This window comes from Burkholderia sp. Ax-1724 (assembly GCF_011752995.1).
Lineage (GTDB): Bacteria > Pseudomonadota > Gammaproteobacteria > Burkholderiales > Burkholderiaceae > Paraburkholderia.
In genome coordinates, this window is sequence record NZ_VWWL01000005.1 from 153,456 (window position 1) to 178,223 (window position 24,768).

Sequence of the window (24,768 nt, forward strand, 5' to 3'; positions counted from 1 at the left end):
GCCGGACTTTCCCTCGGCGGCCGATAACTGTCCTGTCCCCTACGCCATGAATACTGCCAATCGCAAACGCCTTCCCGGCACCGAACTCGACTTCTTCGATACGCGTGCCGAGGTCGATGCGCTCGAACCCGGCGCTTACGACAAGCTGCCGTACACGTCGCGCGTGCTTGCCGAAAATCTCGTGCGCCGCTGCGATCCGGCGACGCTCGCGGCATCGCTCAGGCAGATCATCGGCCGCAAGCGCGAACTCGATTTCCCATGGTTTCCGGCGCGCGTTGTCTGTCACGACATTCTCGGGCAGACCGCGCTCGTCGATCTCGCCGGCCTGCGCGATGCGATTGCGGCGCAAGGCGGCGACCCGTCGCTCGTCAATCCGGTCGTGCCGACGCAGCTCGTGGTCGATCACTCGCTGGCCGTCGAATGCGGCGGCTTCGATCCTGATGCGTTCGCGAAGAACCGCGCGATCGAAGACCGCCGCAACGAAGACCGCTTCGACTTTATCAACTGGACCAAGCGCGCGTTTCGCAACGTCGACGTGATTCCGCCCGGCAACGGCATCCTGCATCAGATCAACCTCGAACGCATGAGCCCGGTCGTGCAGGTGAAGGACGGCGTCGCGTTTCCCGATACGCTCGTCGGCACCGACTCGCATACGCCGATGGTCGATGCGCTCGGCGTGATCGCGATCGGCGTGGGCGGCCTCGAAGCGGAGAGCGTGATGCTTGGCCGCGCGTCGTATATGCGGCTGCCCGATATCGTCGGCGTGGAGTTGACGGGCAAGCCGGGCGAGGGCATCACCGCGACCGACGTGGTGCTGTCGCTGACCGAATTCCTGCGCAAGGAAAAAGTGGTCGGCGCCTACCTCGAGTTCTACGGCGAGGGCGCGGCGAACCTGACCCTGGGCGATCGCGCGACCATCGCGAACATGGCTCCCGAATTCGGCGCGACCGCCGCGATGTTCTATATCGACGAACAGACGATCAGGTATCTGAAGCTGACCGGCCGCGACGACGCGCTCGTTGCGCTCGTCGAAACCTATGCGAAGCAAACCGGCTTGTGGGCCGATACGCTCAGGCATGCCGAATACGAGCGCGTGCTGAAGTTCGATCTCTCGACGGTCGTGCGCACGCTCGCGGGCCCCTCGAATCCGCATCGCCGTTTGCCGGTGGCGGACCTCGCCGCGCGCGGCATCAGCGGCAAGGTCGAGAACGAGCCCGGCTTGATGCCGGACGGCGCGGTCATCATCGCCGCGATCACGAGCTGCACGAATACGAACAACCCGCGCAACATGATCGCGGCGGGTCTGCTCGCGCGCAACGCGAACCGTCGCGGACTCACGCGCAAGCCGTGGGCGAAGACCTCGCTCGCACCGGGCTCGAAGGCGGTCACGCTGTACCTCGAAGAGGCGGGGCTGCTGCCGGAACTCGAACAGCTCGGCTTCGGCGTGGTCGCCTATGCCTGCACGTCGTGCAACGGCATGTCCGGCGCGTTGGACCCGGCAATCCAGAAGGAAGTGATCGAGCGCGATCTGTATGCGACCGCCGTGCTGTCGGGCAACCGCAATTTCGACGGGCGCATTCATCCGTACGCGAAGCAGGCGTTTCTGGCCTCGCCGCCGCTCGTCGTCGCCTATGCGATTGCGGGCACGATCCGCTTCGACATCGAGAAGGACGTGCTCGGTATCGATGCCGATGGAAATGCGGTCACGCTGAAAGACATCTGGCCGTCGGATGCGGAGATCGATGCGATCGTCGCCGCGAGCGTGAAGCCCGAGCAATTCCGCAAGGTGTATGAACCGATGTTCGCGCTCGCTGCCGAGAGCGGCGAGCAGGCGAATCCGCTTTACGAGTGGCGCGAGACGAGCACCTATATTCGCCGTCCGCCGTATTGGGAAGGCGCGCTCGCGGGCGAGCGCACGCTCAGGGGCATGCGCGCACTGGCCGTACTCGGCGACAACATCACGACGGACCATCTTTCGCCGTCGAATGCGATTCTGCCGGACAGCGCGGCCGGCGAATACCTGACGAAAATGGGCCTGCCCGAAGAGGACTTCAATTCCTACGCGACGCATCGCGGCGATCATCTGACCGCGCAGCGCGCGACCTTCGCGAACCCGACGCTGAAGAACGAGATGGTGCTCGACAACGGCCAGGTGAAGGCCGGGTCGCTCGCGCGCATCGAACCCGAAGGCCAGGTCACGCGCATGTGGGAAGCGATCGAAACCTACATGGAGCGCAAGCAGCCGCTGATCGTGATCGCGGGCGCCGACTACGGCCAGGGCTCGTCGCGCGACTGGGCCGCGAAGGGCGTGCGTCTTGCCGGCACCGAAGCGATCGTTGCGGAAGGCTTCGAGCGGATTCACCGCACGAACCTCGTCGGCATGGGCGTGTTGCCGCTCGAATTCAAGCACGGCGTGAACCGTTTGACGCTCGGCATCGACGGCACCGAAACCTTCGACGTGACCGGCGAGCGCAAGCCGCGCGCGGACCTCACGCTCGTGATTCATCGCAAGGACGGCGAACGTGTCGAGGTGCCCGTCACGTGCCGGCTCGATACGGCCGAGGAAGTGTCGATCTACGAAGCGGGCGGCGTGTTGCAGCGTTTCGCGCAGGACTTTCTCGAATCGACGCAAGCGGCGGCCTGATGGTTTGATGGTTTGACGCCGCTGGGTTTTACGACCGGTACCGGCGGTTTGCGCCGCAAGCGTGATTGCGGCGAACACGAAGCAGAACAATGCGATGCGGCCCGACGATGCCGCATCGCCTCCCATCGAAGACGATTTCATCTCAGGACACTCTCATGGCCCACCTTCCCCAGATCAAGATTCCGGCCACCTATATGCGCGGCGGCACCAGCAAGGGCGTGTTTTTCCGCTTGCAGGACTTGCCCGAGGCCGCGCAACAGCCGGGCGCCGCGCGCGACGCGCTGCTGATGCGCGTGATCGGCAGCCCCGACCCGTACGGCAAGCAGATCGACGGCATGGGCGCCGCGACGTCGAGCACGAGCAAGACTGTGATCGTGGCGCGCAGCAGCCGGCCCGATCACGACGTCGACTATCTGTTCGGCCAGGTATCGATCGATAAGGCGTTCGTCGACTGGAGCGGCAATTGCGGCAATCTGTCGGCGGCGGTCGGGCCGTTCGCGATCGGCGCGGGTCTCGTCGAGGCGAGCCGCGTGCCGCGCGACGGCCTCGCGACCGTGCACATCTGGCAGGCCAACATCGGCAAGACGATCGTCGCGCACGTGCCGATGACCGACGGCGCGGTGCAGGAAACCGGCGACTTCGAACTCGACGGCGTAACGTTCCCGGCCGCCGAAGTGCAGCTCGAATTCATGGACCCGGCCGCCGAGGAAGACGGCGCGGGCGGCGCGATGTTCCCGACCGGCAAGCTCGTCGACGATCTCGACGTGCCCGGCGTCGGCACGCTGAAGGCCACGATGATCAACGCGGGCATTCCGACGATCTTCCTCAACGCCGAGGACATCGGCTACAAGGGCACCGAGTTGCAGGACGCGATCAACAGCGACGAAAAGGCGCTCGCGATGTTCGAGACGATTCGCGCGCACGGCGCGCTGCGCATGGGTCTCATCAGGCATCTCGACGAGATCGCGACGCGCCAGCACACGCCGAAGGTCGCGTTCGTCGCGAAGCCGGCCAGCTATGTGGCGTCGAGCGGTAAGCCGGTCGAGGCGGGCGACGTCGATCTGCTGGTGCGCGCGCTGTCGATGGGCAAGCTGCATCACGCGATGATGGGCACGGCGGCCGTCGCGATCGGCACGGCCGCGGCGATTTCGGGCACGCTTGTCAATCTGGCCGCGGGCGGCGGCGAGCGCGAGTCGGTGCGCTTCGGGCATCCGTCGGGCACGCTGCGCGTGGGCGCGCAGGCGAGCCTCGAAAACGGCGAGTGGGTCGTGACGAAGGCGCTGATGAGCCGCAGCGCGCGCGTGCTGATGGAAGGCTGGGTGAGGGTGCCGCAGCAGGGCTGAGGCATCGCGCGCAACCGATGTCCATCAACGTCAGCGGCACCGAGGGTTACGCGGAGCGCGCGCCGGCGCTGCGCGAGCAATGGCGCGCGATTTCGTTTGCCGGGCAGCATGGCCCGATCCTGCATTTCATGCCGGACGCGCCCGCGAAAATCGTCGATATCGGTTGCGGCATCGGCACCGATGCGGCCGCGCTCGCGGCGCTCGGGCATGCGGTGGTCGCCATCGAACCGGTCGATGAACTACGCGAGGCGGCGCGCGAGTTGCATCCATCGGCGCCGGTCGAATGGCTCGACGACAGCCTGCCCGATCTCGCCGTTCTGCTGGCGCGGCGCGGGACCTTCGATGCGGTGATGCTGACCGCCGTGTGGATGCACCTCGACGAAGAGCAGCGCCATCGCGCGATGCCTCGCATCGCGTCGTTGCTGCGCGCTGGCGGCGTGTCGATCATGTCGCTACGGCACGGGCCGGTGCCCGAGGGCCGCCGCATGTTCGACGTCACGCCGGAAGAAACGATTCGCCTCGCGAGCATGCAGGGCTTGCGGCTCGTGTGCGAGTTGCAGACCTCATCGGTGCAGCAGGCCAATCGCGATCACGGCGTGACGTGGACCCGGCTCGTGTTCGAGAAGTCGGTTCCGCCGGGCTGGCCGTAGTCCGTTCGCGCCGCTGCGCGGCAAAGCGAATCGGCCGCTCGTCTACAATGAGCAGCACGCTCGTGCGTGACCGGCCGATTGCGGCTGACGGCTTAAGGCTCACGGCACGCGCATCAGAATCGGGAGGCAGAGGAGACACGATGCAGGACAGGCTGGATGCGGCGGACGCCGGCAATCCCGAAGACGCGGCGCGTAGGGCCGCGCGCGCGAATCGCGCGGTTATCGTTATTGCGATTGCGCAACTGCTCGGCACTTCGCTGTGGTTCAGCGCGAACGGCGCGATGCGCGATTTGCAGGTCGCGTGGCAACTGAGCGCATCGGGTATCGGCTGGCTTACGAATGCGGTGCAGGCCGGTTTTATCGTCGGCACGCTGCTGTCCGCTACGACCGGACTCGCCGATCGCGTGTCGGCCAGCAAGGTGTTCGCCGTCTGCGGCGTGCTCGGCGCGACGCTGAATGCGCTGTTCGCGCTGTGCAGCGGCGGGCTCGCCTCGGCGCTCGCGTTCCGCTTCGGCGTGGGCGTCGCGCTTGCGGGCATCTATCCGCTCGGCATGAAGCTGCTCGTCACGTGGGCTCCGCAGCGCGCCGCGCAGACGCTCGCGCTGCTCGTCGCGATGCTGACGCTCGGCACGGCGTCGGTGCATGCGATTCGCGCGTTGCTGTCGACGGTGCCGTGGCAAACGGTGGTGCTGACATCGTCGGTGCTCGCGGTGCTCGGCGCGCTGCTGGTCGTTTCGCTCGGCGAAGGGCCGCACGCGCGACGCTCGGGCAATCGCCGCTTCGGTTTGTCGGCGGGCATCGGGCAGGTGGTGCGAATCGGCGAGTTTCGCGCTGCCGCGCTCGGCTATTTCGGCCACATGTGGGAGCTGTACGCGTTCTGGACGCTCACGCCGCTGCTCGTGCAACGGGCCTTCGCAACGGGCGGTGTGCTAGCGCCCGCGAGTACAGTGGCATGGTGGTCGTTTCTGATTATCGCCATCGGCGCGCTTGGTTGCCTCGCGGGCGGCAGGCTCAGCAAATCGGTAGGCAGCGCGCGCACGGCGGCACTCGCGCTGACGATATCGGGCACGCTGTGCGCGATCTATCCGCTGACGAGTTCGCTCGGCACCGCCGCGCAGCTTGCGCTGCTGCTCGTGTGGGGCATCAGCGTGATCGCCGATTCGCCGCAGTTTTCAGCGCTGTCGGTCAAGGCCTGTCCCGCCGACAAGATCGGCGGCGCGCTGACGTTGCAGAACAGCTTCGGCTTCTTTCTGTCGGCCTGCTCGATCTTGTGGTCGACGAGCGTTTATCACGCGCTCGACGTACACGTGGCCTGGCTGTTGCTGCCGGGTCCGATTGTCGGTTTGATCGCGATGACGCCGCTGTTGCGCAAGCGGCCGCGCTGGTGATTTTTCACGCGTGATCGAAGGGGCCGAGTGGAATGCTCGCGCATTCCGCTCGACACACAATGGCAGTCGTTCATGCGGTATTGAGCGGTTCGACTTCAATTCGACGGAGATTCGACAGCGAAGCGCGCGCCTCGCCGTCGAATCTCACCGGCTCACTTGTCGCCGTGCTTGTCCTGCCAGCGTTTCATCAACGCGATTTCATCGTGCTGCGCCTTGATGATGTTGCGCGCGAGCCGCTTGATCTCCGGGTCCTTGCCGTATTTCAGTTCCGCCTGCGCCATCTCGATCGCGCCCTGATGATGCGGGATCATATGCGCGACGAAGTCGCGGTCGGCGTCGCCTGTGTATTCGGGGGCGCTCATGTCGTGCATCATGCGCTCGTCGGCGGCCTTGAAGGCCTGCGTCGAATCGCCCGCGCCGGCGTGCTCCGAATCCTCCATCTCCATGCCGGGCATGCCCTGATGCTGCGCGTGAGCCGGCATGGCCGCCACCGCGAAGGCCAAACCGCTGAACAAACAGAGAGCGCGGAAAGCGCGAAGGTTTTTCATAGTGGTGTCCTGTTGATAGGGGGAAGCCTCGGTCACGCTGCTACTGCGATGCACACGTTGAATCGCTTAATCTGTTAATCAGCTTCGGTGCGAAGGATGAAAGCCCGCCGCCTCGATCGCATCGGCGAACCGTTGCGCGGGCAAGGCCGATGTGACTCTCGCGATTTTAACGGCCACGTCGATGTCGATTCTCGCCGTGGGATCGATGCGGTTCAGCGCATGCGCGACGGCTTTCGCACAGCTGCCGCAGGCCATGTCGGGGATGACGAATTCCATTGACTCTCTCCGGTCAGCAATGATTTATGCATCGTGGACCTTCCCGCAGTGGCAAGGTCAAGCGCAATCTCATGCATCTGACATGCACCTGACATGAATGTGTGCATGGATGCCGACGCATAAAAACCGCTTGCGGTATTCTTTGACGAACTGCTCTCGCCAACGTGCCGATGCACGGATAAGGCCGGTATGCCCGATGCGGGCAACTGCTTCAGGTATTCAGGCACCTGGCATGCGCCGAGTGCTTGCAATGCTGCATGAAACGCCTGCGCAACTCACCAAGGAACGCAACATGAAAGCCGTCAGAATCGGTTCGCCCGCCACTGTCGATCATCTTCAGGTCGTCGATCTCGCCGATCCCGGTCAACCCGCCGCGGGACAGATTCGCGTGCGCATTCGCGCCAGCTCGCTGAATTTTCACGACTACGGCGTGGTGAGCGGCGTACTGCCCGCCGAAGCCGGGCGCATTCCGATGGCCGATGGCGCGGGCGTTGTCGAAGCGGTGGGCGACGGCGTGCGCGAATTCAAGCCAGGCGATCACGTCGTGTCGTGCTTCTTCCCGCTGTGGGAAAACGGGCCCGCACCGATCGCCGATTTTTCGACGACTCCGGGCGATGGCGTCGACGGTTATGCGCGCGAGGCCGTCGTGCTGCCGAGCCATTACTTCACGCATGCGCCCGCCGGCTACAGTCACGCCGAGGCCGCGACGCTGACCACGGCCGGTTTGACCGCATGGCGCGCGCTCGTCGTCGATGGTCAGTTGAAGGCGGGCAGCACGGTGCTCGTGCTCGGCACCGGCGGCGTGTCGATCTTCGGCTTGCAACTGGCGAAGGCGATGGGCGCCTCGGTGATCGCGACGTCGTCGTCGGACGGGAAGCTCGCGAAGCTGCGCGAACTCGGCGCCGACCATACGATCAACTATCGCGAGAATCCCGAGTGGGGCAAGCAGGTGCGTCAACTGACCGGCGGGCGCGGTGTCGATCACGTGATCGAAGTGGGCGGCCCCGGCACGTTGCCGCAATCGATCACGGCTTGCCGGATCGGCGGCCATATCGCGCTGATCGGCGTGCTGACCGGCCGCGAAGGTCCGGTGCCGACCGCGCATCTGATGGCGCGGCAACAGCGTTTGCAAGGGCTGATCGTCGGCAGCCGCCACGATCAGATCGAGATGATTCGCGCGCTCGAAACGACGGGCATCAAGCCTGTGATCGATAGCACGTTCGAACTGGACAAGCTGGCCGATGCGTTCCGTCACGAAGCGTCGGGCGCGCACTTCGGCAAGATCTGCGTCGCGATCTGAGCGGTGCGCGGTGACGTGCCGCCTGGCGGTTCCGGTGCGGCTCGGGTCGCTTTTTTTCAGGCAAGCGCTGTTCATGCAGCCTGTTCAGGCGGCCTGTTTGAAGTCGTCCGTTTCAAGCGGCCTTTTCAGATGGCCTTTTTCACGCAGCCCTGGAGAGATCGGCGAAGCCGATGCGCGTCGCCTCGCAGGCTTGCGTGAAGGCCTCGTCGTAGCTCGTGAAAAACACCGTGCGGGTTTGGCCGAGCGTTCTGAACAGCTCGGCCAACACGCCACGCGCCGATGCATCGAGGCCGCCGGCCGGTTCGTCGGCGATCAGCACGCGCGTGTCGCCCAGCATGGCCGCGCTCAGAAACACCTTCTTGCGGCTGCCGTAGGACATCTGTTCGAAACGCTTGTCGAGATGAGGCGCGAGACCGAAGCGCCCGGCGAGCGCAAGCACCTCGTCGTCGAGCACGGTCTTTCTCGTCGACGCGACCTGCGCCAGATACGCGCGGCCCGTCTGCGCCGGCCAGCTCATGCTGTCCTCGGGCACATAGGTGAGCACGGCCTGCGCGGCGGCTCGCGCGCCGCGCAGCGAATGGCCGCCGAGCCATACGTCGCCGCTATCGGCTTCGAGCGCGCCGGCAAGAATGCCGAGCAGCGTCGACTTGCCGCTGCCGGACTCGTCGTTCAACGCGAAGCATCCGGACGACGCGTCGTAATGCAGCCCCTCGAAGAGGACGCGTTCGCCGTAGCGCTTGCTGAGGTTGTCGAATCGAAGCATGGGTTGAGGGCGGGAATGACGGATGCGCGCCAGTGTAGCAGCGCGCGTCGAGTGAGCCATTCGCCTCGTGGCCCGCGCGTTGGGGCGATGGCAGTCCGGCGGAATGTTGTCAGTAGAGCGAGGTGGGGCAAGCGAGGTGAGGCTGGCGGCATGGGGCAAGCGAGGGCGGCCAGCGCATCGGCAAAGCCCGGGGCAGGGTGAGGGAATACCCGGAAAGACCCGGAAAGCCGGAATTTTGCGTGTCGGCGGCCAATTTTGAGACACACGGTCAAGCCGTGCCGGAAACGTGCGTTATGGTCATACGATTAGATTGCAGATCGCTTTCAGTTGAGCGATCGATGCGACGACTATCGACGGCCAGCAGGAAAGGTACGGGGTAGCGACGATGAACGGTACGAGCAGGCCGCGAGCCGCGCAGCGTGGCGGGCGGCGTCCGGCCAATCTGGCGGACAGCGAATGACGGCATATCGAGAACATGATCGGCTACGTGACGCGCGAAGGCGCCACGCCGCCGAAGTTCGATCAGGGCTATTGGGCGCAGCGCATTGGCGCACTCGAAGAAACGCATGAACTGATTGCGAGTCAGCGCAGCCGTATCGCGAGATTGCGCGGCAGGCTGACGGTGGAGTCGGGCTTGGAGGCTTGAGCCGCCTGCGTGAAGAGTGAGTCGAAGCGGCACAGAGAAGCGGCGCAGCGAAGCAAGGCGCCCAATCCGGATGCGGTAGGACGGAGTTAGACGCGAGGACCCAGGTAAGTAAAGCGGCGAGGAACCGCCGATGCGGGCCGGCATCGGCGAAAAAAGCAGGACCTGAGAGAAAGTGGCGATGATGCGAACGGGCCCGCAGAGGCCCGTCGCTCATCGACCCGTTGGCGTTTTGTCCGCGACAGTGAGGACCATCCTCATGTTATGACCGGCGCCGCAAAGCGCGGCGCTAATCGCAGCGCCCAGTGCTCCCTTCCCCAGTTTTCAGTTTCCGTACGGATCGAAATCGAAATACCGGCGTGCGATCTGCGCATAGGTGCCGTCCTTGAGCATCGCTGCGATCGCATCGTTCATCTGCGCCTGCAACGCGGTTTCATCCTTGCGCAGGCCCATTCCCGTGCCGCGGTCGCCCATCGAGAGCGGACCGCCGACGAACGCGAAGCCGTTGCCCTGCGGCGTGCGCAGGAAGCCATAATCGGCTTCGACATAGCCGAGCAGCGCCGCGTCGAGGCGCCCGTTGAGCAGGTCGGCGAACACTTCTTCCTGGCTCTTGTAGGGGACGACGTTCGCGCCGGCCGGCGCCCAGTTCGCGAGCGCATAGCTTTCGAACTGCGTGCCCGACTGCACCCCGATCGACTTGCCGGCCAGCGACTGACCGGTGGTGCCGAACGTGGCGCCCTTGCGCGCGACGAGCCGCGACTTGAACTGGTACAGCTTGGATGTGAAGAGAATCTGTTGCTCGCGTTTTGCCGTGATCGCCATCGAAGACATGATCGCGTCGATCTTGCGCGCCTGCAGTGCCGGAATCATGCCGGAGAACTCCAGTTCGACCCACTGGCAATGCGCGTGAATGCGGCGGCAGATTTCGTTGCCGAGGTCCACGTCGAAGCCCTTGAGCGAGCCGTCGGGCGCCTTGGCGTCCATGGGCGGATAGGTCGGATCGATGCCGAGGCGCACGGTGTCGCCCTCGCGCGCGAAGGCGCTGCTGCTGAAAGCCAATGCGATGGAAAGCAGAATCGACGGTATTTTTTTCATATCGGATGGTCGGGAAAAATGGGGTGTCTCCGGTCCAGCCGATAGTAGGATGCCTTTATGCGGGGGAATAGCTCGTATTGGCCTATCGCGATCACTTTTACCGATCAGAGTGCCTGGCGGAAAAAAAGCTCGCGGCATGAGCGAGCCCGGGAGTGGCGACGAATCGCGTCATGCGTGCTTCAGGGCAGTTTCGCCATGAAGCGGTCGTAGAGCGAGGGCGGAAGTTTTATCGTGCCGAGATTGTCGTTCTCCGGGTATTGCAGCGATGACCGGGTCGTCCGATAGATCGACGTAGGTTCGCTCGGCAAGGAGTCGTGAGCCATTCCGGTCATAGACTCTGATCATTCTTTTTTCACCCGCATAACAACTGCGCACTACGTAGCTTTTATCAGGCGACCGTTCAACGGTGCAATCGATCGGCCGGATAAACGAGCGGGTTCGTATGTCCTCTGCCCATCACTCCAGAGACGGCCTGTTGCGCTCACGGCGACGACGCTGATGAGCGTGCGTCGTGTCGATACACGGAGCATTTGCTTCGCACGCTGCATACGGTCGTTCTGGCCTGAAAAGATGAAGCACAAGGCGCGGAACGTTGAAATCACCACGATGATGGCGACGATGCAGACGGCAAGCAGAAAGAATGTGGAGAGGCCAAAAGACCCCGCATAGCGGCTCATTGCCCGCCGACCAACGCCTGCAAAACCCCCGATTTCCAGATCATCTGCGCGGCGGCGACCAGCACGAACAGCAGCACCAGCACACGAAACACTGCCGGCGGCAGGCGGTCGCGCAACGGCCGCACGAGCAGGATGCCCGCGATCACGGGCACGCTCGCGCACACCGAAATCGCCAGATCGCTCCAGCTTGCATGCGCGCCACCGCTGAACGCGGCGACGAGCGTGATGATCGACACCACGAGGATGATCGCGATCTGCTTCGTGAACGCCTTGCCGGTCGCGCCCGTCGCGATCAGGTACATCGCGAGCAACGGCCCGGGCACCGACGCGATGCTCTCCATCAACGCCGCGCCAAAGCCGAGCGCGAGCCCAGCGGGCTTCGCCCATGCCGGTGACAACGTAAGCCGCGGCGCCGCGAGCAGCAGCACGGCCGCGATCATCAGCAAGGCGCCGGCCGCCGCTTGCGCGCGATGCGGCGCAAGCGAGATCAGCACCATCACGCCGACCAGATTGCCGATGACCGTGCCGATCAGCGGTGCGGCGATGCGCTTCATCGTCGGCAGCAGTTCGCCGCCTTCGAGCGCCTGCGGAATATTGCCGAGGATGATCGGCATCGACAGCAGCAGCACGGCCGCCTTGATCGGCAGGAAGTGGCTCAGGATCGGCATCGCGACGAGCGGCACGCCGATGCTGACCACGCCCTTGACCATGCCGCCGATCAACAGCGCGGCGACGATGCCGATGAGCGCATAGAGATCGAGCGTTTGCAGGCTTGAGCCCAGTATGCCGCTGGCGAGGTCGAAATGAGGCATGGTGGCAATCCGTGAATGAGGCGCGCGAATCGGCAGGGCGATGTCGCGCGTGGTCTGCTGGTATCGTGTGGCCGCTTCGGTTGCGCGTCTCGCGCGGAGCGGGAAGCGGCCGGTGAGTGAGGGCGAATGATACCGTGCCTGAGGAGAGGACCGATAACGCCTGCCCACGGCACCATGCGCCGGTTTCTTCGGGAGCGCTTCATGGCTCGATTCCGATGGTTCGGCAAACCGGAACGGCGCGGCGGTCAGCGATCGACTTGCCTCGAACCCGCTTGTCGACCACGCATGCGCAGCGGGGCAACCGGCCATCGCTTCGTCCACCTGCTCTGCACGCTTTCGCACTTTCCATTACATTGCGGAAGCGGCGACGCGCTCGCGTCGTTTCTTCCACTCAGTTATCGGTGTCGGCCATCAACGAATCCATGCAGCCAATCGTCTCCGTCACGAATCTGTCGAAAACCTATGCCAGTGGTTTTCAGGCACTGAAGAACATCAATCTGGCGATCAACCGTGGTGAAATCTTCGCCTTGCTCGGCCCGAACGGCGCGGGCAAGACCACGCTCATCAGCATCATTTGCGGCATCGTCAATGCGAGCGAAGGCCGCGTGACGGTCGACGGCCGCGACATCGGCGCCGACTATCGCGCGGCCCGCTCGCTGATCGGCCTCGTGCCGCAGGAGCTGACCACCGACTCGTTCGAAACCGTCTGGGCCACCGTCTCGTTCAGCCGCGGTCTGTTCGGCAAGCCGAAGAACCCGGCCTACATCGAGAAAGTGTTGCGCGACCTGTCGCTATGGGAGAAGCGCAACAACAAGATCATGACGCTCTCGGGCGGCATGAAGCGCCGCGTGCTGATCGCAAAAGCGTTGTCGCACGAACCGCGCGTGCTGTTTCTCGACGAGCCGACCGCCGGCGTCGACGTCGAACTGCGGCGCGACATGTGGAAGCTCGTGCGCTCGCTCACGGGCAGCGGCGTGACGATCATTCTCACCACGCACTACATCGACGAGGCCGAGGAGATGGCCGACCGCATCGGCGTCATCAACGCGGGCGAGATCATGCTCGTCGAAGAGAAGACCGAGTTGATGCGCAAGCTTGGCAAGAAGCAGTTGACGCTGCAACTGGAGAGCCCGCTCGACGCGGTGCCGGGCTCGCTCGCGGGTTACACGCTCGCGCTCGCGAAGGGCGGCAACGAGTTGATCTACACCTATGAAGGCGAGGGCGGGCGTACCGACATCATCGCGCTACTCAAATCGCTCGACGATTCGGGCATCCGCTTCAAGGACCTGCACACCACGCAGAGTTCGCTCGAAGACATTTTCGTCAATCTGCTGCGGGGGGATCAATGAACATCTACGCAATGCGCGCGATCTACAAGTTCGAAATGGCGCGCACGTGGCGCACGCTGATGCAAAGCATCATCGCGCCGGTCATTTCCACGTCGCTGTATTTCGTCGTGTTCGGCTCGGCGATCGGTTCGCGCATCAAGGAAGTGGACGGCATCAGTTATGGCGCGTTCATCGTGCCGGGGCTCATCATGCTGTCGTTGCTGTCGCAGAGCATCGCGAACGCGTCGTTCGGGATTTACTTTCCGCGCTTCACGGGCACGATCTACGAACTATTGTCGGCGCCGGTGTCGTATCTCGAGATTGTCGTGAGCTATGTTGGCGCGGCGGCCAGCAAGTCGATCCTGCTCGGCCTCATCATTCTCGCGACGGCGGGATTCTTCGTGCCGTTGCAGATCATGCATCCGTTCTGGATGGTGCTGTTTCTCGTGCTGACCGCGGTCACGTTCAGTCTGCTCGGCTTCATCATCGGCATCTGGGCGGACGGCTTCGAGAAGCTGCAACTGGTGCCGCTTCTGATCGTCACGCCGCTCACGTTTCTCGGCGGCAGCTTCTACTCGGTGAACATGCTGCCGCCGTTCTGGCGCGGCGTGACGCTGTTCAATCCGATCGTCTATCTGGTGAGCGGCTTTCGCTGGAGCTTCTTCGAGCTCGGCGACGTCGATGTGGGCCTGAGCCTCGGCATGACGCTGCTGTTTCTCGCGGTGTTTCTCGTGATCGTCGGCTGGATCTTCAGGACGGGTTACCGGCTCAAGAGCTGACGACGTCGGCCGGGGCGCGCCGCTTCGCGATGCGACAACCTTCGCGGGGCGGCGCGTTGCCGTGTGGCCGCAACCGGTCGAACCGGACAGGTCTAACTGGCCTGACCAGTGCGTGGGCAACTGTATCTGTCGAAATCCCGTATCGAAAGGGAGAATGAAGTTCGCGTAATCTTACTGAACGCGCTTCAGCATGCCGCCTCGACCGCGCCGTTCGCCGCTGTCTTGCAGACTCGCCCTTCAACCCGCCCTACCGGATACCCCGCGATGACCCGACTCCGAATGACCGCCTGCGGCCACACCTTTATCGCCGAAACCCATCCCGATGCGCCGCAGACGGTGGCCGCGTTCCTGAAGCTGCTGCCGTATCGGCAGAAGCTCATTCACGTGCGCTGGAGCGGCGAGGGCTGCTGGGTGCCGCTCGGCGATTTCAGGCTCGAGAACGACGGCGTCGCGGTCGGCTTCGAGAATCACACGAGCCATCCGTCGGTCGGCGACATCCTGTTCTATCCGGGCGGCTATAGCGAAACCGAGATCATCCTCGCCTATGGTTCGTGCTGCTTCGCAAGCAAGCTGGGACAGCTTGCCGGCAATCACTTCCTGACGATCGTCGAGGGCAAGGAGAAGCTGCGCGAACTCGGCGTCAAGGTGCTGTGGGAAGGCGCGCAGGACGTGGTGTTCGAGAAGATCTGAGGGCTGACGGGCACGGCGCGATGGCGGCCTGCCGACGCTCGCCGGCAACTCATCGCCGCTCGCCGGGCCAATGAAAAGAGGCCGCATCGCGGCCTCATGACAAAGCACGACTCAAGGCACGACTCAAGGCACTGCGCGCACCCCACCGCATGAACGGACGGGGTGCGCGCGACTTCACCTGAACAGCTTCATCGCCTGCGACAGCGTATTGATCACGCCCCACGCGAGCGGAATCATCACGTAGAGCCAGAACACGGCGAGCATCGCCTTGTTGGTCGGATGAGTGGTTTGAACGTTCGACATACGGGTCTCCTTACGCGCCCTTGGCGACTTGTGCATCGGTCATGTGGTGCTTTGCATCCACGCGCTTGACCAGCAGGTTGCAGATAAAGCCGATCACGAGCAGCACGGCCATGATGTGCACGGTCATCGTGTAGGCGTCCGCTTTCGCGACGCCGTTCGCGACTTCATAGGCGCGAATGTAGTTGACGAGCACCGGGCCCGCAACGCCCGCCGCGGCCCACGCCGTCAGCAAACGCCCATGAATGCCGCCGACGAACGCCGTGCCGAACATGTCGGCGAGATAGGCCGGCACTGTCGAAAAGCCGCCGCCGTACATCGACAGAATGATGCAGTACGTGAGCACGAACAGCGCGATCTGCCCGTTCGCGGCAAAGCTCGGCACGAGGTAATAGAGCACCGCGCCAAGCACGAAGAAAATCGCATAGGTGTTCTTGCGGCCGATCCAGTCCGACGCCGACGCCCACACGAAACGCCCGCCCATGTTGAACAGCGACAGCAGGCCGACGAAGCCGGCCGCGGCGGCCGCCGTCACCGAGTTCTTGAAGCTCTCCTGGATCATCACCGAGGCCTGGCCGAGAATGCCGATGCCGGCCGTCACGTTGAGGAACAGCACGAGCCAGATCAGATAGAACTGCGGTGTCTTCAATGCCTGGTCGATATGCACGTGATTGCGCGAGATCAGGCGGTTCTGCGTCGTTTCAGGCGGCGTCCAGCCGGCCGGTTTCCAGTCTGCCGGCGGCACGCGGATGGCGAGTGCGCCGATCGACATCGAGATGAAATAGACGATGCCGAGCACGATGAACGTCTCGGCCACGCCGACGCTCGTCGCGCTGTGGAAGTGGTTCATCAGCGCGACCGAGAGCGGCGCGGCGATCATCGCGCCGCCGCCGAAGCCCATGATCGCCATGCCGGTCGCCATGCCGCGGCGGTCCGGGAACCAGCGGATCAGCGTCGACACCGGCGACACGTAGCCGAGGCCGAGCCCGATGCCGCCGATCACGCCATAGCCGAGATAGAGCAGCACGATCTGATGCAGATACACGCCGAGCGCGGAGACGAGAAAGCCGCCGCCGAAGCAGCAGGCGGCCGTGAACATCGTGCGGCGCGGACCGACGTGTTCGAGCCATTTGCCGGCGAATGCCGCCGACAAACCGAGGAACACGATCGCGAGCGAAAAGATCCAGCCGAGCGCGGTCAGCGACCAGTCATCGGGGGCGGACTGCGTGATGCCGATCACTTTCGTGAGCGGGCCGTTGAACACCGAGAACGCATACGCCTGGCCGATGCACAGATGCACGGCGAGCGCGGCGGGCGGCACCATCCAGCGTGAAAAACCGGGTTGGGCGACGGTGGCCTGTTTGGAAAAGAATGGGGCGGAATTTTGCTGGCCGTCAGGCTCGCTGATGCTGCTCATAGTCAGTCTCCTATGGACTGGGGGCGGGGCTGGCGCGCGGGGTCGAGGCTTGCGCGATGACCCGCTCCCATCAACGTAGTTGTGTGTGAGATTCTTCTGTTATCGGCGCTTCATACATTTTCTTCAAGCGGCGGAGTATAGCGTGCACAGGTCATCGCGCCGTTCCTATATGTATTTTTATTTCATATAGCCTGGGCCCGCCGCTCCGGGATTCCCGCCTTGCACGACAATAGGACGTGTGTCGCGGCTTCGCAATATGAGATGCGATGGCATAAGGTGTCATCCTGGTGAAAAGCGGCTGTCAGGTACGCTTTTGCGCAAATCGTGGGAAAACCGGTGCGGTTTGACGTGGATGGGCGTGCAATGAGGGATGTTTGCCGTGGCGGTTTTACCGGGCCGAGGCGGGCGGGACATGCAAAAAATGCGTACGCAAAAACGAATGGGCCGGTGTGGTATGGGTGCCGGATCGGCCCATCGCGACGAATACCGGGATCGGACAGTCGGGCGCCAGATACGCCGAGACCGGATGCCGCGAGCTACCCACGAAGCCGACTCGTCGGTCAATATCTGCCGCTATACGGATGTGTGTTTTTCATTCGGCTGACCAACCGGAAAGATAACGAATCGAATCGCCGAACGTTCCGCCGTTCATGATTCGGAAATATAAAGGTCAACGAGCATGAACAGTCGTCCTGACTTCAGTCCCTCACCCACGCCGAACCAGCAGAAAACTCACTCCGATCGCCGCCAGAAATCCACCGCAGCAGCGATTGAACCAGCGGCGGACTTTTGCGCGCCCGAGCCATTTGCCGAGATACATGCCGGCCCACGAGTACAGCGCGATCGCGACCCATTCGAGCACGAGAAAACTCGCGCCGAGCACGGCAAACTGCGGGAGTATCGGCTGCGAGACGTCGACGAATTGCGGCAGAAACGCGGTGAAAACCAGAATCGCTTTCGGGTTGCCGGCGGCCACGAGAAATTCCTGGCGCGCGAGGCGAATGAGCGCCGCGTCCTGAGGTTGCGACGTATCGATAGCGGGTGCGTCGCTGCGCCACAATTGAATGGCAAGCCAGATCAGATAGGCCGCGCCTGCCAGTTTGATCGCGAGAAAGATCCATTCGGAGGCGTGCAGCACGACCGCGAGACCGGTGGCGGCCAGCACCAGCATCATCGCGAAAGCGAGCAGGCGACCGGTGCCGCCGACGAACGCTTTCACGAAACCATGGCGCGCGGCCACGTTGATGGATAGCAGGTTATTGGGTCCGGGCGCGAGGTTGATGGCGAAACAGGCGGGCAGGAAGAACAGCCAGGCGGTGAGGGACATGACGGCTCGCACTCCGAACGTGAGGTGACGGTGCAGCGCGCGGCGGCGGATCGCGCGGCGCTCGCAGAGGCATGGTAGCGACGCCGCCGCGCACTTTCGCGGGCCGTCCTCAGTTCACCGCCTTGATAAAGCCCGGATCGCCGATCAAGGTATCGATGCTCAGTTGCACCGTGTCTTCGATCGCGATCGTATTGCTCGTGAACTTCGGCGCCTTTCGCTTGACGGTGCAGGCGGTCGTGAACATGACCCTCTGCGTGGCCGTATCGATGACCATGTAGCGTATCTTCAGCGTCCACAATGCCGGCGAACGCGTGTCGTCCACCGTAAACGTTTCAATGCTGCCGCTGAGTACGCGGCGCCTGTCGTCGATACGAAAACCGGCGCTACGCAGACTGTAGGCGATGCGCTTGCGCACGACTTCGTTGATATCGTCCTTGAGCACGATGCCGGTCATCGCCGTATTTTCGATGCGGTTCGGCGAAATATGGTCGGCGCGGGCGGGCAGGTAGGCGAAGTCGTCGGCGGGTGCCACGCTGAGCGACCCTGTGCCATGGGCTTTGGCGTGCGTGGCACTGCTGTTGAGACCGAACCACGACCACGAGCAGGCGGACAGCATCAGCGGCAGCATCATGACGCCGCAACCCCTGAGCACGACGGCTCCTAGCGGCGAATGCGCGCGAGCCATGCGGGAGACGGATGCGAGCGAAGCGAGGGAAGTTGCCCGTTTAAATGAAGTCATCGCGCTGGAGAACAATCAGCAGGGTAGCAATGGGCCGGACTGCCGGCCCGCGTACCGGTCCCGTGGCTGATTCGCCTGGCGGGCCGGCCGTATCGAGCCGACCGCATCGAGTCGACAAACGCGCCCATCATACCTGGCCGTGTTTGCAATGGATACCGGGGAATATGCGCGGATGGCGCTTGCGCGCGGCGTGAGCGAACATCGCCAGTCGTGATGCCTGCTGGCAGCGTGAAACCGCTTGCCGCGCTTCCTCGCCTTTTCAACGGTGGAAGCGCTGAACCGGCAGCGCTGTTAGAAGAAACCCGCCTTGCCCTGCGTCATATCGATCAGCGTTCGCTTCGCCTCGTCGAGCGCATTGGCGGGCACGCGCATCGTCATTTTCACGAGCATGCCGTATGCGCTTTCCACGAGCGCGTAGCCCTCGGCGTCCATCCATCTGCGTACCTTCGCTTCATCGGCATAAGTCACTTCGACGCTCAACGACACCTGAGCAATCCGCTCGACGCGCGGCGCGTCGAGCAGGGCCGATGCGATTGCGTCGGTGTACGCGCGAACGAGGCCGCCCGCGCCGAGTTTCACGCCGCCGTAATAGCGCACCACGGCGGCCAGCACGCCGTCGAGATCGTGATGCCGCAACACTTCGAGAATCGGCCGGCCCGCGGTGCCGGACGGCTCGCCGTCGTCGGACATGCCCGATTGGCCGCCCGCCAGCAGCGCCCAGCAGACATGCGTCGCGGCCGGATGCTGTTCGCGCAGACGCTGCAATTCGGCCATCGCGGCGTCGCGATCGGCGACCGGTATCGCGTGGGCGATGAAGCGGCTCTTGCGAATCTCGAGTTCCGCGCTCAGCGGCGCGGGCAGGGTATAGGTGGGCAAGGCAAAGACTTCGGTGGATGAAAAGAGGCGGCCGCGCGCGGGGCCGTGCCCGCCATGGTAACGGATCGCCCATGCATCGGGCGCGTGGGGAGCACGGGGCAGGCGAGGCAGGCGGGGCAAGTGAGGCAGGTGAGGCAGGCGAAGCAAGCGATGCAAGCGATGCAGGCGATGCAGGCGAGGCACGTGGGCAGGCACGATGCGCGGGCGAGCGCTTCGTCTACAATGGCCCGTTAAACGCGCATCCATTGACCCGCTTCAGCGCGCGCAAGGAGACCACATGCTTGATCTATCCACGTTGGGGACTTTCGTTGCCGTCGTGCTCGGGCTCTTTCTGATTCCCGGCCCGGCCGTGCTGCTGGTTTTGACGCGCACCCTGCACGGCGGACGCAAGGCCGGCATTCTCACCGGCCTCGGTATCGCAACGGGCGATTTCGTGCATACGCTCGGCGCGGCAGTGGGTCTTTCCGCGCTGCTGATGACATCCGCTCTCGCGTTCAACGCGGTGAAATTCGTCGGCGCCGCGTATCTCGTCTATCTGGGCATTCGCGCATTGCGCGAGAAGCAGGCGAGTCCGCATAGGCCGGCCGTCGTACCGGTATCGGGCTCGAAAGCGTTTTTTCAGGCGATTCCCGCCGAGGTGCTGAATCCGAAAACGGCGCTGTTTTTCCTCGCCTTCCTGCCGCAATTCGTACGGCCCGAACACGGCTCGACGTTTCTGCAGTTCGTGACGCTCGGGCTGATTTTCGTCGGCATGAGCGCGCTCTATACGACGTCGATCGTGCTGACCATGCGGCCGCTCGGCAAGCTCGTCAAGCGCCTGACCTGGCTGACCCGCTGGCAGAACAAGCTGATCGGCGTGCTGTTCATTTCGCTCGGGCTGCGCGTGGCCGTGCAGACGCGCTGAGGCGAGCCGGTCGTTTTTCTTCGGTCGCTTCCTGGACGCGTCCTGGACGTTTCGCGGTCGCTGCGAGGCTGCTTCGAGGGCGTTTCGCGATCGAGACTGGGCCACGTTTCACGCTAGACATTGCGGCGCTGTCTGCGCAAACGGCCCTCGCGCGCGTACTCCATCTGGTTTTGCGTGCTAAGCGCGCGCCGTTCCTGCTCGGTGCGGCTTTTTTGCCGCGTATCGTCGATGTCGCCGACGCGCAGCACTTCCTGCGCGATCCGGATGCGTAGCGCCATCAGCGGCTGGCCGTGCTCGACGAGCGAGCGGTCGGCGGCTCGTGCCTGCTGAACGCCGTTGTCGATCAGGCTGCGCAGTTCCAGCAGCGCGAGCCTGTGCCGCTGAATCTCGAGGATAAGCCGTTGAACGGCCTGCTCGTCACGTGTGCGCCACCAGCTGCGCAGTTCGACGAGCGTGGGTGGCTCGAAGGGAGGAAGACGCATTGTTCAGACGTAAAGTACTGTATATGCGTACAGTATAATCTGTCCCGCGGATGGGGATGCGCCGTAAAGATAGGGATTGTTGAAGCCGCGTAAGCGGACTGCCGTGAGCTCAGTGAGCTTAGGACAACGCGAGCAGAATCAGCGACGAAACGACGATGATGAACAGACAGGTTGCGGTGAGCATGTCGTACGGATAATTCATGGCGTGGCCGTCTCGTGTGAAGCGCAAAAAGCCATCATAGGCAGAAGCGCTGCATGCAACTGTTAAGCTTTGCAAGGCAGCGATGCCGCGGTACGCGCGAGTTGCATCGCTCATGATTCGGGAGACAGTCATGAATGAGGTTGCGTCTTCACCGGTTGCCGCGTCGGCGTCGTCTGTCACGGCGCCGCGCGCCATCGAGTTCTGGTTCGACTTCGGCAGCAACTACAGCTATCTGAGCATGATGCGCATCGAGGCGCTGGCGGCTGCGCGCGGCGTGCGGGTTCTATGGCGCCCGTTCCTGCTCGGCCCCGTGTTTCGCAGGCTCGGCTACGACAACTCGCCGTTCGTGCTGCAGAAGGAAAAAGGCGCGTACGTGTGGAAGGACATGGAGCGGCAATGCCGCAAATACGGCATCGCGCTCACGCGTCCGGGCACGTTTCCGCGCGCCGCGCTACTGGCCATGCGCGTGGCGCTGCTCGGTGCGAACGAGCCGTGGATCGCCGCGTACTGCCGCAAGATCATGCAGCTGAATTTCGCCGACGACCGCGACATCGGTTCGCCCGACGTCGTGAGCGAAGCCCTCGATGTGCTCGGCTTGCCGGCGCAGCAACTGATCGCCGATGCGCAAAGCGACGCCAACAAGCTGCGCCTGCGCGAGCAGACCGATGAGGCGATCGCGAGAGGCATTTTCGGTGCGCCGATGTTTTTTGTCGGCGCGGAAATGTTCTGGGGTAACGACCGGCTGGACGATGCGTTGGACTACTGCGTGTCGATGCCGGCGAGTGGTGAGCGGAACTGACGGGGTGAATGCGCGAGTTGATGTGCGAGTCAAGGCCGGGATCAAGGCTGGAATCAAGGCCGCAGCCAACGCGGTAACGCGCTGCGTGTCGTGAAGGCGGAGATCAATCGCCGTGCTGGCAGAAGCGCCGGCCCGGCACGTGGGATACCACGGCCTGTGCGATTTCGAGCGGAGTACTTTCGGCGGGAACGACGCGGCGGCTGGCTTCGGGCGTGTGCTTCATCGTCCATTCGACGAGCCGGTAGGAGCGGCCCCACGGCGGTTGCAGCGGATCGGAGACCTTGCAGGAGTGGATCTGGCGAGTCCATTCGTGATCGGGCATGGCGCGCAGGTGTTCGAAAACCATCTCTTCAACCATGGGTGCCTCCTTTTTCTTCGCGGCCATCGGCTCGTTCGCCTCGCGTCTTTGATACCCGTTGAGAGAAAAAGCGCCGCCGATGTTCTGGCGGCTCAACAGGGGATGGTTTGCGTGATAGTTGCAGGGAAGAATTAAGCGAGACTTAAAAGATGCGCCACTGCCGCGCAGATGTGCGGGCGCGTGTGCGGTCTCGCGAAGGTGAGCACGACCCTTGCCGCGTTGACCTGTCCGCCGACGCTCCCACCGACGCTCAGAGCGATTGCGCCGCATCGGGCGGCACGCCGAGCAGTTGCAGCGCGCCGCCCGTCACGCCGCTGAACACTGGCCCCGCCACCGTGCCGCCATAGAACGCCTTGCCGGCCGGATCGTCGATCATCACGGCGACGATCAGGCGCGGGTCGCTCATCGGCGCCATGCCGACGAAGAGCGCGCGATAGCGGTTTTTCGCATAGCCCGCGCCGATCTGTTTGCGCGCGGTGCCGGTCTTGCCGCCGACGCGGTAGCCGTCCACCGTCGCCGCGCGGCCCGTGCCGCCCGCGCCGGTCGCCATTTCGAGCATGTTGCGGATCGCGCGCGCGGTCGCCGGCGTCGTCACGGGCACGCCGCGTTCGGCGGCCAGCAGCGCATCGTCGGCGTTTGCGTTCATGGCCGCGTTCATGTTCACGCCGGCCGCGCTGTCCGCGCCATCGGGATCGCGCAACAGGCTCACGCGCTGCATCGTGCCGTCGCCCGCATAGGCGGTGTAGACCTGCGCGATCTGCAGCAGCGATACCGACAACCCGTAGCCGTACGCCATCGTCGCCTGTTCGATCGGACGCCAGCGCTTGTACGGACGCACCTTGCCGGCGGCCACGCCCGGAAAGGTCAGCTCGGGCTTCGCGCCGAGCCCGTATTGCCGGTACTTGGTCCAGATGGTTTCGGCCGGCAGGTTCAGCGCGAGCTTCGCGAGCGCGATGTTGCTCGACTTCTGCACCGCCTCGGCGACCGTCATCGCGCCGTGATTCGACGTGTCGTGGATCACGGCCGGGCCGATCCGGTACCAGCCCGGCGCCGTGTCGATGACGCTGTGCGGCCGCACCTTGCCCTCGTCGATCGACAGCGCGACGACGAGCGGCTTGATCGTCGAGCCGGGCTCGAACGTATCGATCACCGCGCGATTGCGCAGTTGCCGGCCGGAGAGGCGCGCGCGGTTGTTCGGATCGAAGCTCGGATAGTTGGCGAGCGCGAGAATCTCGCCGTTGCGCGCATCGAGCACGACCACGCTGCCCGCTTCGGCCTTGTGCTGCGCGATCGCGGCCTTCAGTTGCGCGTACGCGAGTTGCTGGATGCGCCGGTCGATCGTCAGGTGGATCGTGTCGCCGTTGCGCGCGGGCACGAGCGGCCGGGTCTCCGACACGACGCGGCCGAGCCGGTCGCGGATCACCTCGCGCTGGCCCGGCACGCCGAGTAGCCGTTCGTTGGCGGCGAGCTCGACGCCCTCCTGGCCGTTGTCCTCGATGTCGGTAAAGCCGACCACGTGCGCGGCCGATTCGCCTTCGGGATAGAAGCGCTTCGAATCGGCGATCTGCGTGATGCCGGCGAGCCCGAGCCGCGACAGATGCGCGGCGGTGTCGGCATCGACCTGGCGCTTGAGCAGCACGAAGCTGTGCTCGCCGCCGACGCGTCTGCGCAACTCCGCGAGCGGCAGGTCGAGCAGCTTCGCGAGCGGCGCGAGCGCGCCCTCTTCGAGCAGCTTCGGCGAGGCCCAGATTTCGTAGGTTGCGAGGCTGACCGCGAGCATCGAGCCGTGGCGATCGACGATCCGTCCGCGCGTCGCATCGAGCTCGAGCACGCGCTGATAGCGCTTTTGCCCCTCGCCGGCGTAGAAGTCCTGGTTCACGATCTGCACCCAGAACGCGCGGCCCGCGAGCGCCGCGAACGCGCCGAACACGAGCAGCACGACGAATGTCGAGCGCCACGCGGGCAGGCGCGCGGCGAGCAGCGGGTTCTTCGCGACGGGCGCGTAGGGATCGTGCGACGGCGGTTTCTTCTTGTGGATCATGGGCGCGAATAACGGGACTCTCGATTGAACGAGGCCGCCGGTACGCCAGGACGCAAGGGCGGCGTGGCCGGCGGCGCGAGGCGACGGTCATTGCCGGCTGCGCGATTGCAAGGCGCTGCGGGCGCATGGGGAGGACCGTCGCTGTCGCATGATTGTAAATAAAACGTAATTTAATCGCGAGGCTTATGCAAGGATGGCTGAGCGAGCGGTCGAGGCGCAAAGAGGTGGGGGCAGTTCCGGCCAGATAAAAAAACGCGCGGACTTGCAAAATCGGCGCGGCTGGCTCGTTCGATTGATGCGTCAACTCCGACGCGGCGTGTTGAAGAGGCGCTCCCGGCCTGTGGAGCGCCTTCTTTTTGTCTGCTCGCCGGCTTGTCGCTCGCATTT

At 64.1% G+C, this 24,768-nt stretch carries 26 protein-coding genes; 11 read left to right on the forward strand and 15 right to left on the reverse strand.

Features of this window, described 5'->3' with window-relative positions:
• Window positions 1-46 precede the first annotated feature (46 nt).
• The 4 genes from acnD (at window position 47) to F3J19_RS08140 (ending at window position 6,025) form a co-directional block, all read left to right on the forward strand.
• Window positions 47-2,644 carry a Fe/S-dependent 2-methylisocitrate dehydratase AcnD gene (gene acnD / locus F3J19_RS08125; protein WP_167039597.1) on the forward strand — a complete coding sequence of 866 codons (2,598 nt, stop codon included), beginning with the start codon at window positions 47-49 and terminating at the stop codon, window positions 2,642-2,644.
• Window positions 2,645-2,799: 155 nt separating this feature from the next.
• Window positions 2,800-3,987, forward strand: coding sequence for a 2-methylaconitate cis-trans isomerase PrpF (prpF, locus tag F3J19_RS08130; protein ID WP_167039599.1), 1,188 nt, complete (start codon window positions 2,800-2,802; stop codon window positions 3,985-3,987).
• Between the two features lie 17 nt (window positions 3,988-4,004).
• The gene (locus tag F3J19_RS08135) at window positions 4,005-4,637 is read left to right on the forward strand and encodes a class I SAM-dependent methyltransferase (RefSeq protein WP_167039601.1); all 633 of its coding nucleotides are present in this window, start codon (window positions 4,005-4,007) and stop codon (window positions 4,635-4,637) included.
• Between the two features lie 140 nt (window positions 4,638-4,777).
• The gene (locus F3J19_RS08140) at window positions 4,778-6,025 is read left to right on the forward strand and encodes an MFS transporter (protein WP_167039603.1); all 1,248 of its coding nucleotides are present in this window, start codon (window positions 4,778-4,780) and stop codon (window positions 6,023-6,025) included.
• Between the two features lie 152 nt (window positions 6,026-6,177).
• Here the strand turns inward: F3J19_RS08140 and F3J19_RS08145 are convergent, their stop codons facing one another.
• Together F3J19_RS08145 and F3J19_RS08150 are read right to left on the reverse strand one after the other, a co-directional pair.
• Entirely contained in the window at window positions 6,178-6,573 is a 396-nt protein-coding gene (locus F3J19_RS08145; protein ID WP_167039605.1) for a DUF305 domain-containing protein, read from the reverse strand.
• Between the two features lie 78 nt (window positions 6,574-6,651).
• A complete protein-coding gene (locus tag F3J19_RS08150) occupies window positions 6,652-6,849 on the reverse strand; it encodes a heavy-metal-associated domain-containing protein (protein WP_167039607.1) in 198 nt (65 codons plus the stop codon).
• A gap of 292 nt (window positions 6,850-7,141) precedes the next feature.
• On the opposite strand from F3J19_RS08150, the gene F3J19_RS08155 reads away from it, so the two are divergent.
• Entirely contained in the window at window positions 7,142-8,149 is a 1,008-nt protein-coding gene (locus F3J19_RS08155; protein ID WP_167039609.1) for an NAD(P)-dependent alcohol dehydrogenase, read from the forward strand.
• Window positions 8,150-8,288: 139 nt separating this feature from the next.
• On the opposite strand, the gene F3J19_RS08160 is transcribed toward F3J19_RS08155, so the two are convergent.
• On the reverse strand, window positions 8,289-8,912 hold the full coding sequence (locus tag F3J19_RS08160) for an ATP-binding cassette domain-containing protein (RefSeq protein WP_167039611.1): 624 nt from the start codon (window positions 8,910-8,912) through the stop codon (window positions 8,289-8,291).
• A 475-nt stretch (window positions 8,913-9,387) separates the two neighbouring features.
• Between F3J19_RS08160 and F3J19_RS08165 the strand changes: the two genes are divergently transcribed.
• A complete protein-coding gene (locus tag F3J19_RS08165; RefSeq protein WP_240158822.1) occupies window positions 9,388-9,558 on the forward strand; it encodes a hypothetical protein in 171 nt (56 codons plus the stop codon).
• A 321-nt stretch (window positions 9,559-9,879) separates the two neighbouring features.
• Here the strand turns inward: F3J19_RS08165 and F3J19_RS08170 are convergent, their stop codons facing one another.
• The 3 genes from F3J19_RS08170 to F3J19_RS08180 form a co-directional block, all read right to left on the reverse strand.
• Window positions 9,880-10,650: a transporter substrate-binding domain-containing protein gene (locus F3J19_RS08170; protein WP_167039613.1), complete on the reverse strand. Its 771-nt coding sequence runs from the start codon at window positions 10,648-10,650 to the stop codon at window positions 9,880-9,882.
• Window positions 10,651-11,024: 374 nt separating this feature from the next.
• Window positions 11,025-11,327 carry a hypothetical protein gene (locus F3J19_RS08175; RefSeq protein ID WP_167039615.1) on the reverse strand — a complete coding sequence of 101 codons (303 nt, stop codon included), beginning with the start codon at window positions 11,325-11,327 and terminating at the stop codon, window positions 11,025-11,027.
• On the reverse strand, window positions 11,324-12,139 hold the full coding sequence (locus F3J19_RS08180; RefSeq protein ID WP_167039617.1) for a sulfite exporter TauE/SafE family protein: 816 nt from the start codon (window positions 12,137-12,139) through the stop codon (window positions 11,324-11,326). Before F3J19_RS08180 ends, F3J19_RS08175 begins: the two co-directional genes overlap by 4 nt.
• Window positions 12,140-12,561: 422 nt before the next feature.
• Between F3J19_RS08180 and F3J19_RS08185 the strand changes: the two genes are divergently transcribed.
• From F3J19_RS08185 to F3J19_RS08195, 3 genes are all read left to right on the forward strand, one after another.
• Window positions 12,562-13,488 (forward strand): ABC transporter ATP-binding protein, encoded by a 927-nt coding sequence (locus F3J19_RS08185; RefSeq protein WP_167039619.1) that lies wholly within the window; start codon window positions 12,562-12,564, stop codon window positions 13,486-13,488.
• Window positions 13,485-14,246, forward strand: a complete 762-nt coding sequence (locus tag F3J19_RS08190) for an ABC transporter permease (protein ID WP_167039621.1) — start codon at window positions 13,485-13,487, stop codon at window positions 14,244-14,246. The genes F3J19_RS08185 and F3J19_RS08190 overlap by 4 nt, the downstream gene beginning before the upstream one ends.
• A gap of 264 nt (window positions 14,247-14,510) precedes the next feature.
• Window positions 14,511-14,936: a DUF3830 family protein gene (locus tag F3J19_RS08195; RefSeq protein ID WP_167039623.1), complete on the forward strand. Its 426-nt coding sequence runs from the start codon at window positions 14,511-14,513 to the stop codon at window positions 14,934-14,936.
• A gap of 174 nt (window positions 14,937-15,110) precedes the next feature.
• On the opposite strand, the gene F3J19_RS08200 is transcribed toward F3J19_RS08195, so the two are convergent.
• The 5 genes from F3J19_RS08200 to F3J19_RS08220 all read right to left on the reverse strand — a co-directional run bounded on the left by F3J19_RS08200 (window position 15,111) and on the right by F3J19_RS08220 (window position 19,595).
• A complete protein-coding gene (locus F3J19_RS08200) occupies window positions 15,111-15,239 on the reverse strand; it encodes an oxalate:formate antiporter (protein WP_167039625.1) in 129 nt (42 codons plus the stop codon).
• A 10-nt stretch (window positions 15,240-15,249) separates the two neighbouring features.
• Window positions 15,250-16,653 carry an OFA family MFS transporter gene (locus tag F3J19_RS08205; protein ID WP_167039627.1) on the reverse strand — a complete coding sequence of 468 codons (1,404 nt, stop codon included), beginning with the start codon at window positions 16,651-16,653 and terminating at the stop codon, window positions 15,250-15,252.
• 706 nt (window positions 16,654-17,359) lie between these two features.
• Entirely contained in the window at window positions 17,360-17,980 is a 621-nt protein-coding gene (locus F3J19_RS08210) for a LysE family translocator (RefSeq protein WP_167039629.1), read from the reverse strand.
• A 109-nt stretch (window positions 17,981-18,089) separates the two neighbouring features.
• Complete coding sequence (locus F3J19_RS08215) at window positions 18,090-18,665, reverse strand: hypothetical protein (protein WP_167039631.1); 576 nt, start codon at window positions 18,663-18,665, stop codon at window positions 18,090-18,092.
• 345 nt (window positions 18,666-19,010) lie between these two features.
• Window positions 19,011-19,595, reverse strand: a complete 585-nt coding sequence (locus F3J19_RS08220; RefSeq protein WP_167039633.1) for a YigZ family protein — start codon at window positions 19,593-19,595, stop codon at window positions 19,011-19,013.
• Window positions 19,596-19,872: 277 nt separating this feature from the next.
• Between F3J19_RS08220 and F3J19_RS08225 the strand changes: the two genes are divergently transcribed.
• Entirely contained in the window at window positions 19,873-20,499 is a 627-nt protein-coding gene (locus F3J19_RS08225; protein WP_167039635.1) for a LysE family translocator, read from the forward strand.
• 113 nt (window positions 20,500-20,612) lie between these two features.
• Here F3J19_RS08225 and F3J19_RS08230 read toward each other — a convergent pair whose 3' ends face one another.
• Together F3J19_RS08230 and F3J19_RS08235 are read right to left on the reverse strand one after the other, a co-directional pair.
• Window positions 20,613-20,981, reverse strand: coding sequence for a hypothetical protein (locus tag F3J19_RS08230; protein ID WP_167039637.1), 369 nt, complete (start codon window positions 20,979-20,981; stop codon window positions 20,613-20,615).
• Between the two features lie 118 nt (window positions 20,982-21,099).
• Window positions 21,100-21,297, reverse strand: coding sequence for a hypothetical protein (locus F3J19_RS08235; RefSeq protein ID WP_167039639.1), 198 nt, complete (start codon window positions 21,295-21,297; stop codon window positions 21,100-21,102).
• Window positions 21,298-21,313: 16 nt separating this feature from the next.
• Here F3J19_RS08235 and F3J19_RS08240 point away from each other — a divergent pair, with 16 nt between their 5' ends.
• Window positions 21,314-21,982 (forward strand): 2-hydroxychromene-2-carboxylate isomerase, encoded by a 669-nt coding sequence (locus tag F3J19_RS08240; RefSeq protein WP_167039642.1) that lies wholly within the window; start codon window positions 21,314-21,316, stop codon window positions 21,980-21,982.
• A gap of 103 nt (window positions 21,983-22,085) precedes the next feature.
• On the opposite strand, the gene F3J19_RS08245 is transcribed toward F3J19_RS08240, so the two are convergent.
• Together F3J19_RS08245 and F3J19_RS08250 are read right to left on the reverse strand one after the other, a co-directional pair.
• A complete protein-coding gene (locus tag F3J19_RS08245) occupies window positions 22,086-22,340 on the reverse strand; it encodes a DUF2866 domain-containing protein (RefSeq protein ID WP_167039926.1) in 255 nt (84 codons plus the stop codon).
• Between the two features lie 250 nt (window positions 22,341-22,590).
• The gene (locus F3J19_RS08250) at window positions 22,591-24,381 is read right to left on the reverse strand and encodes a penicillin-binding protein 2 (protein WP_167039644.1); all 1,791 of its coding nucleotides are present in this window, start codon (window positions 24,379-24,381) and stop codon (window positions 22,591-22,593) included.
• Window positions 24,382-24,768 lie beyond the last annotated feature (387 nt).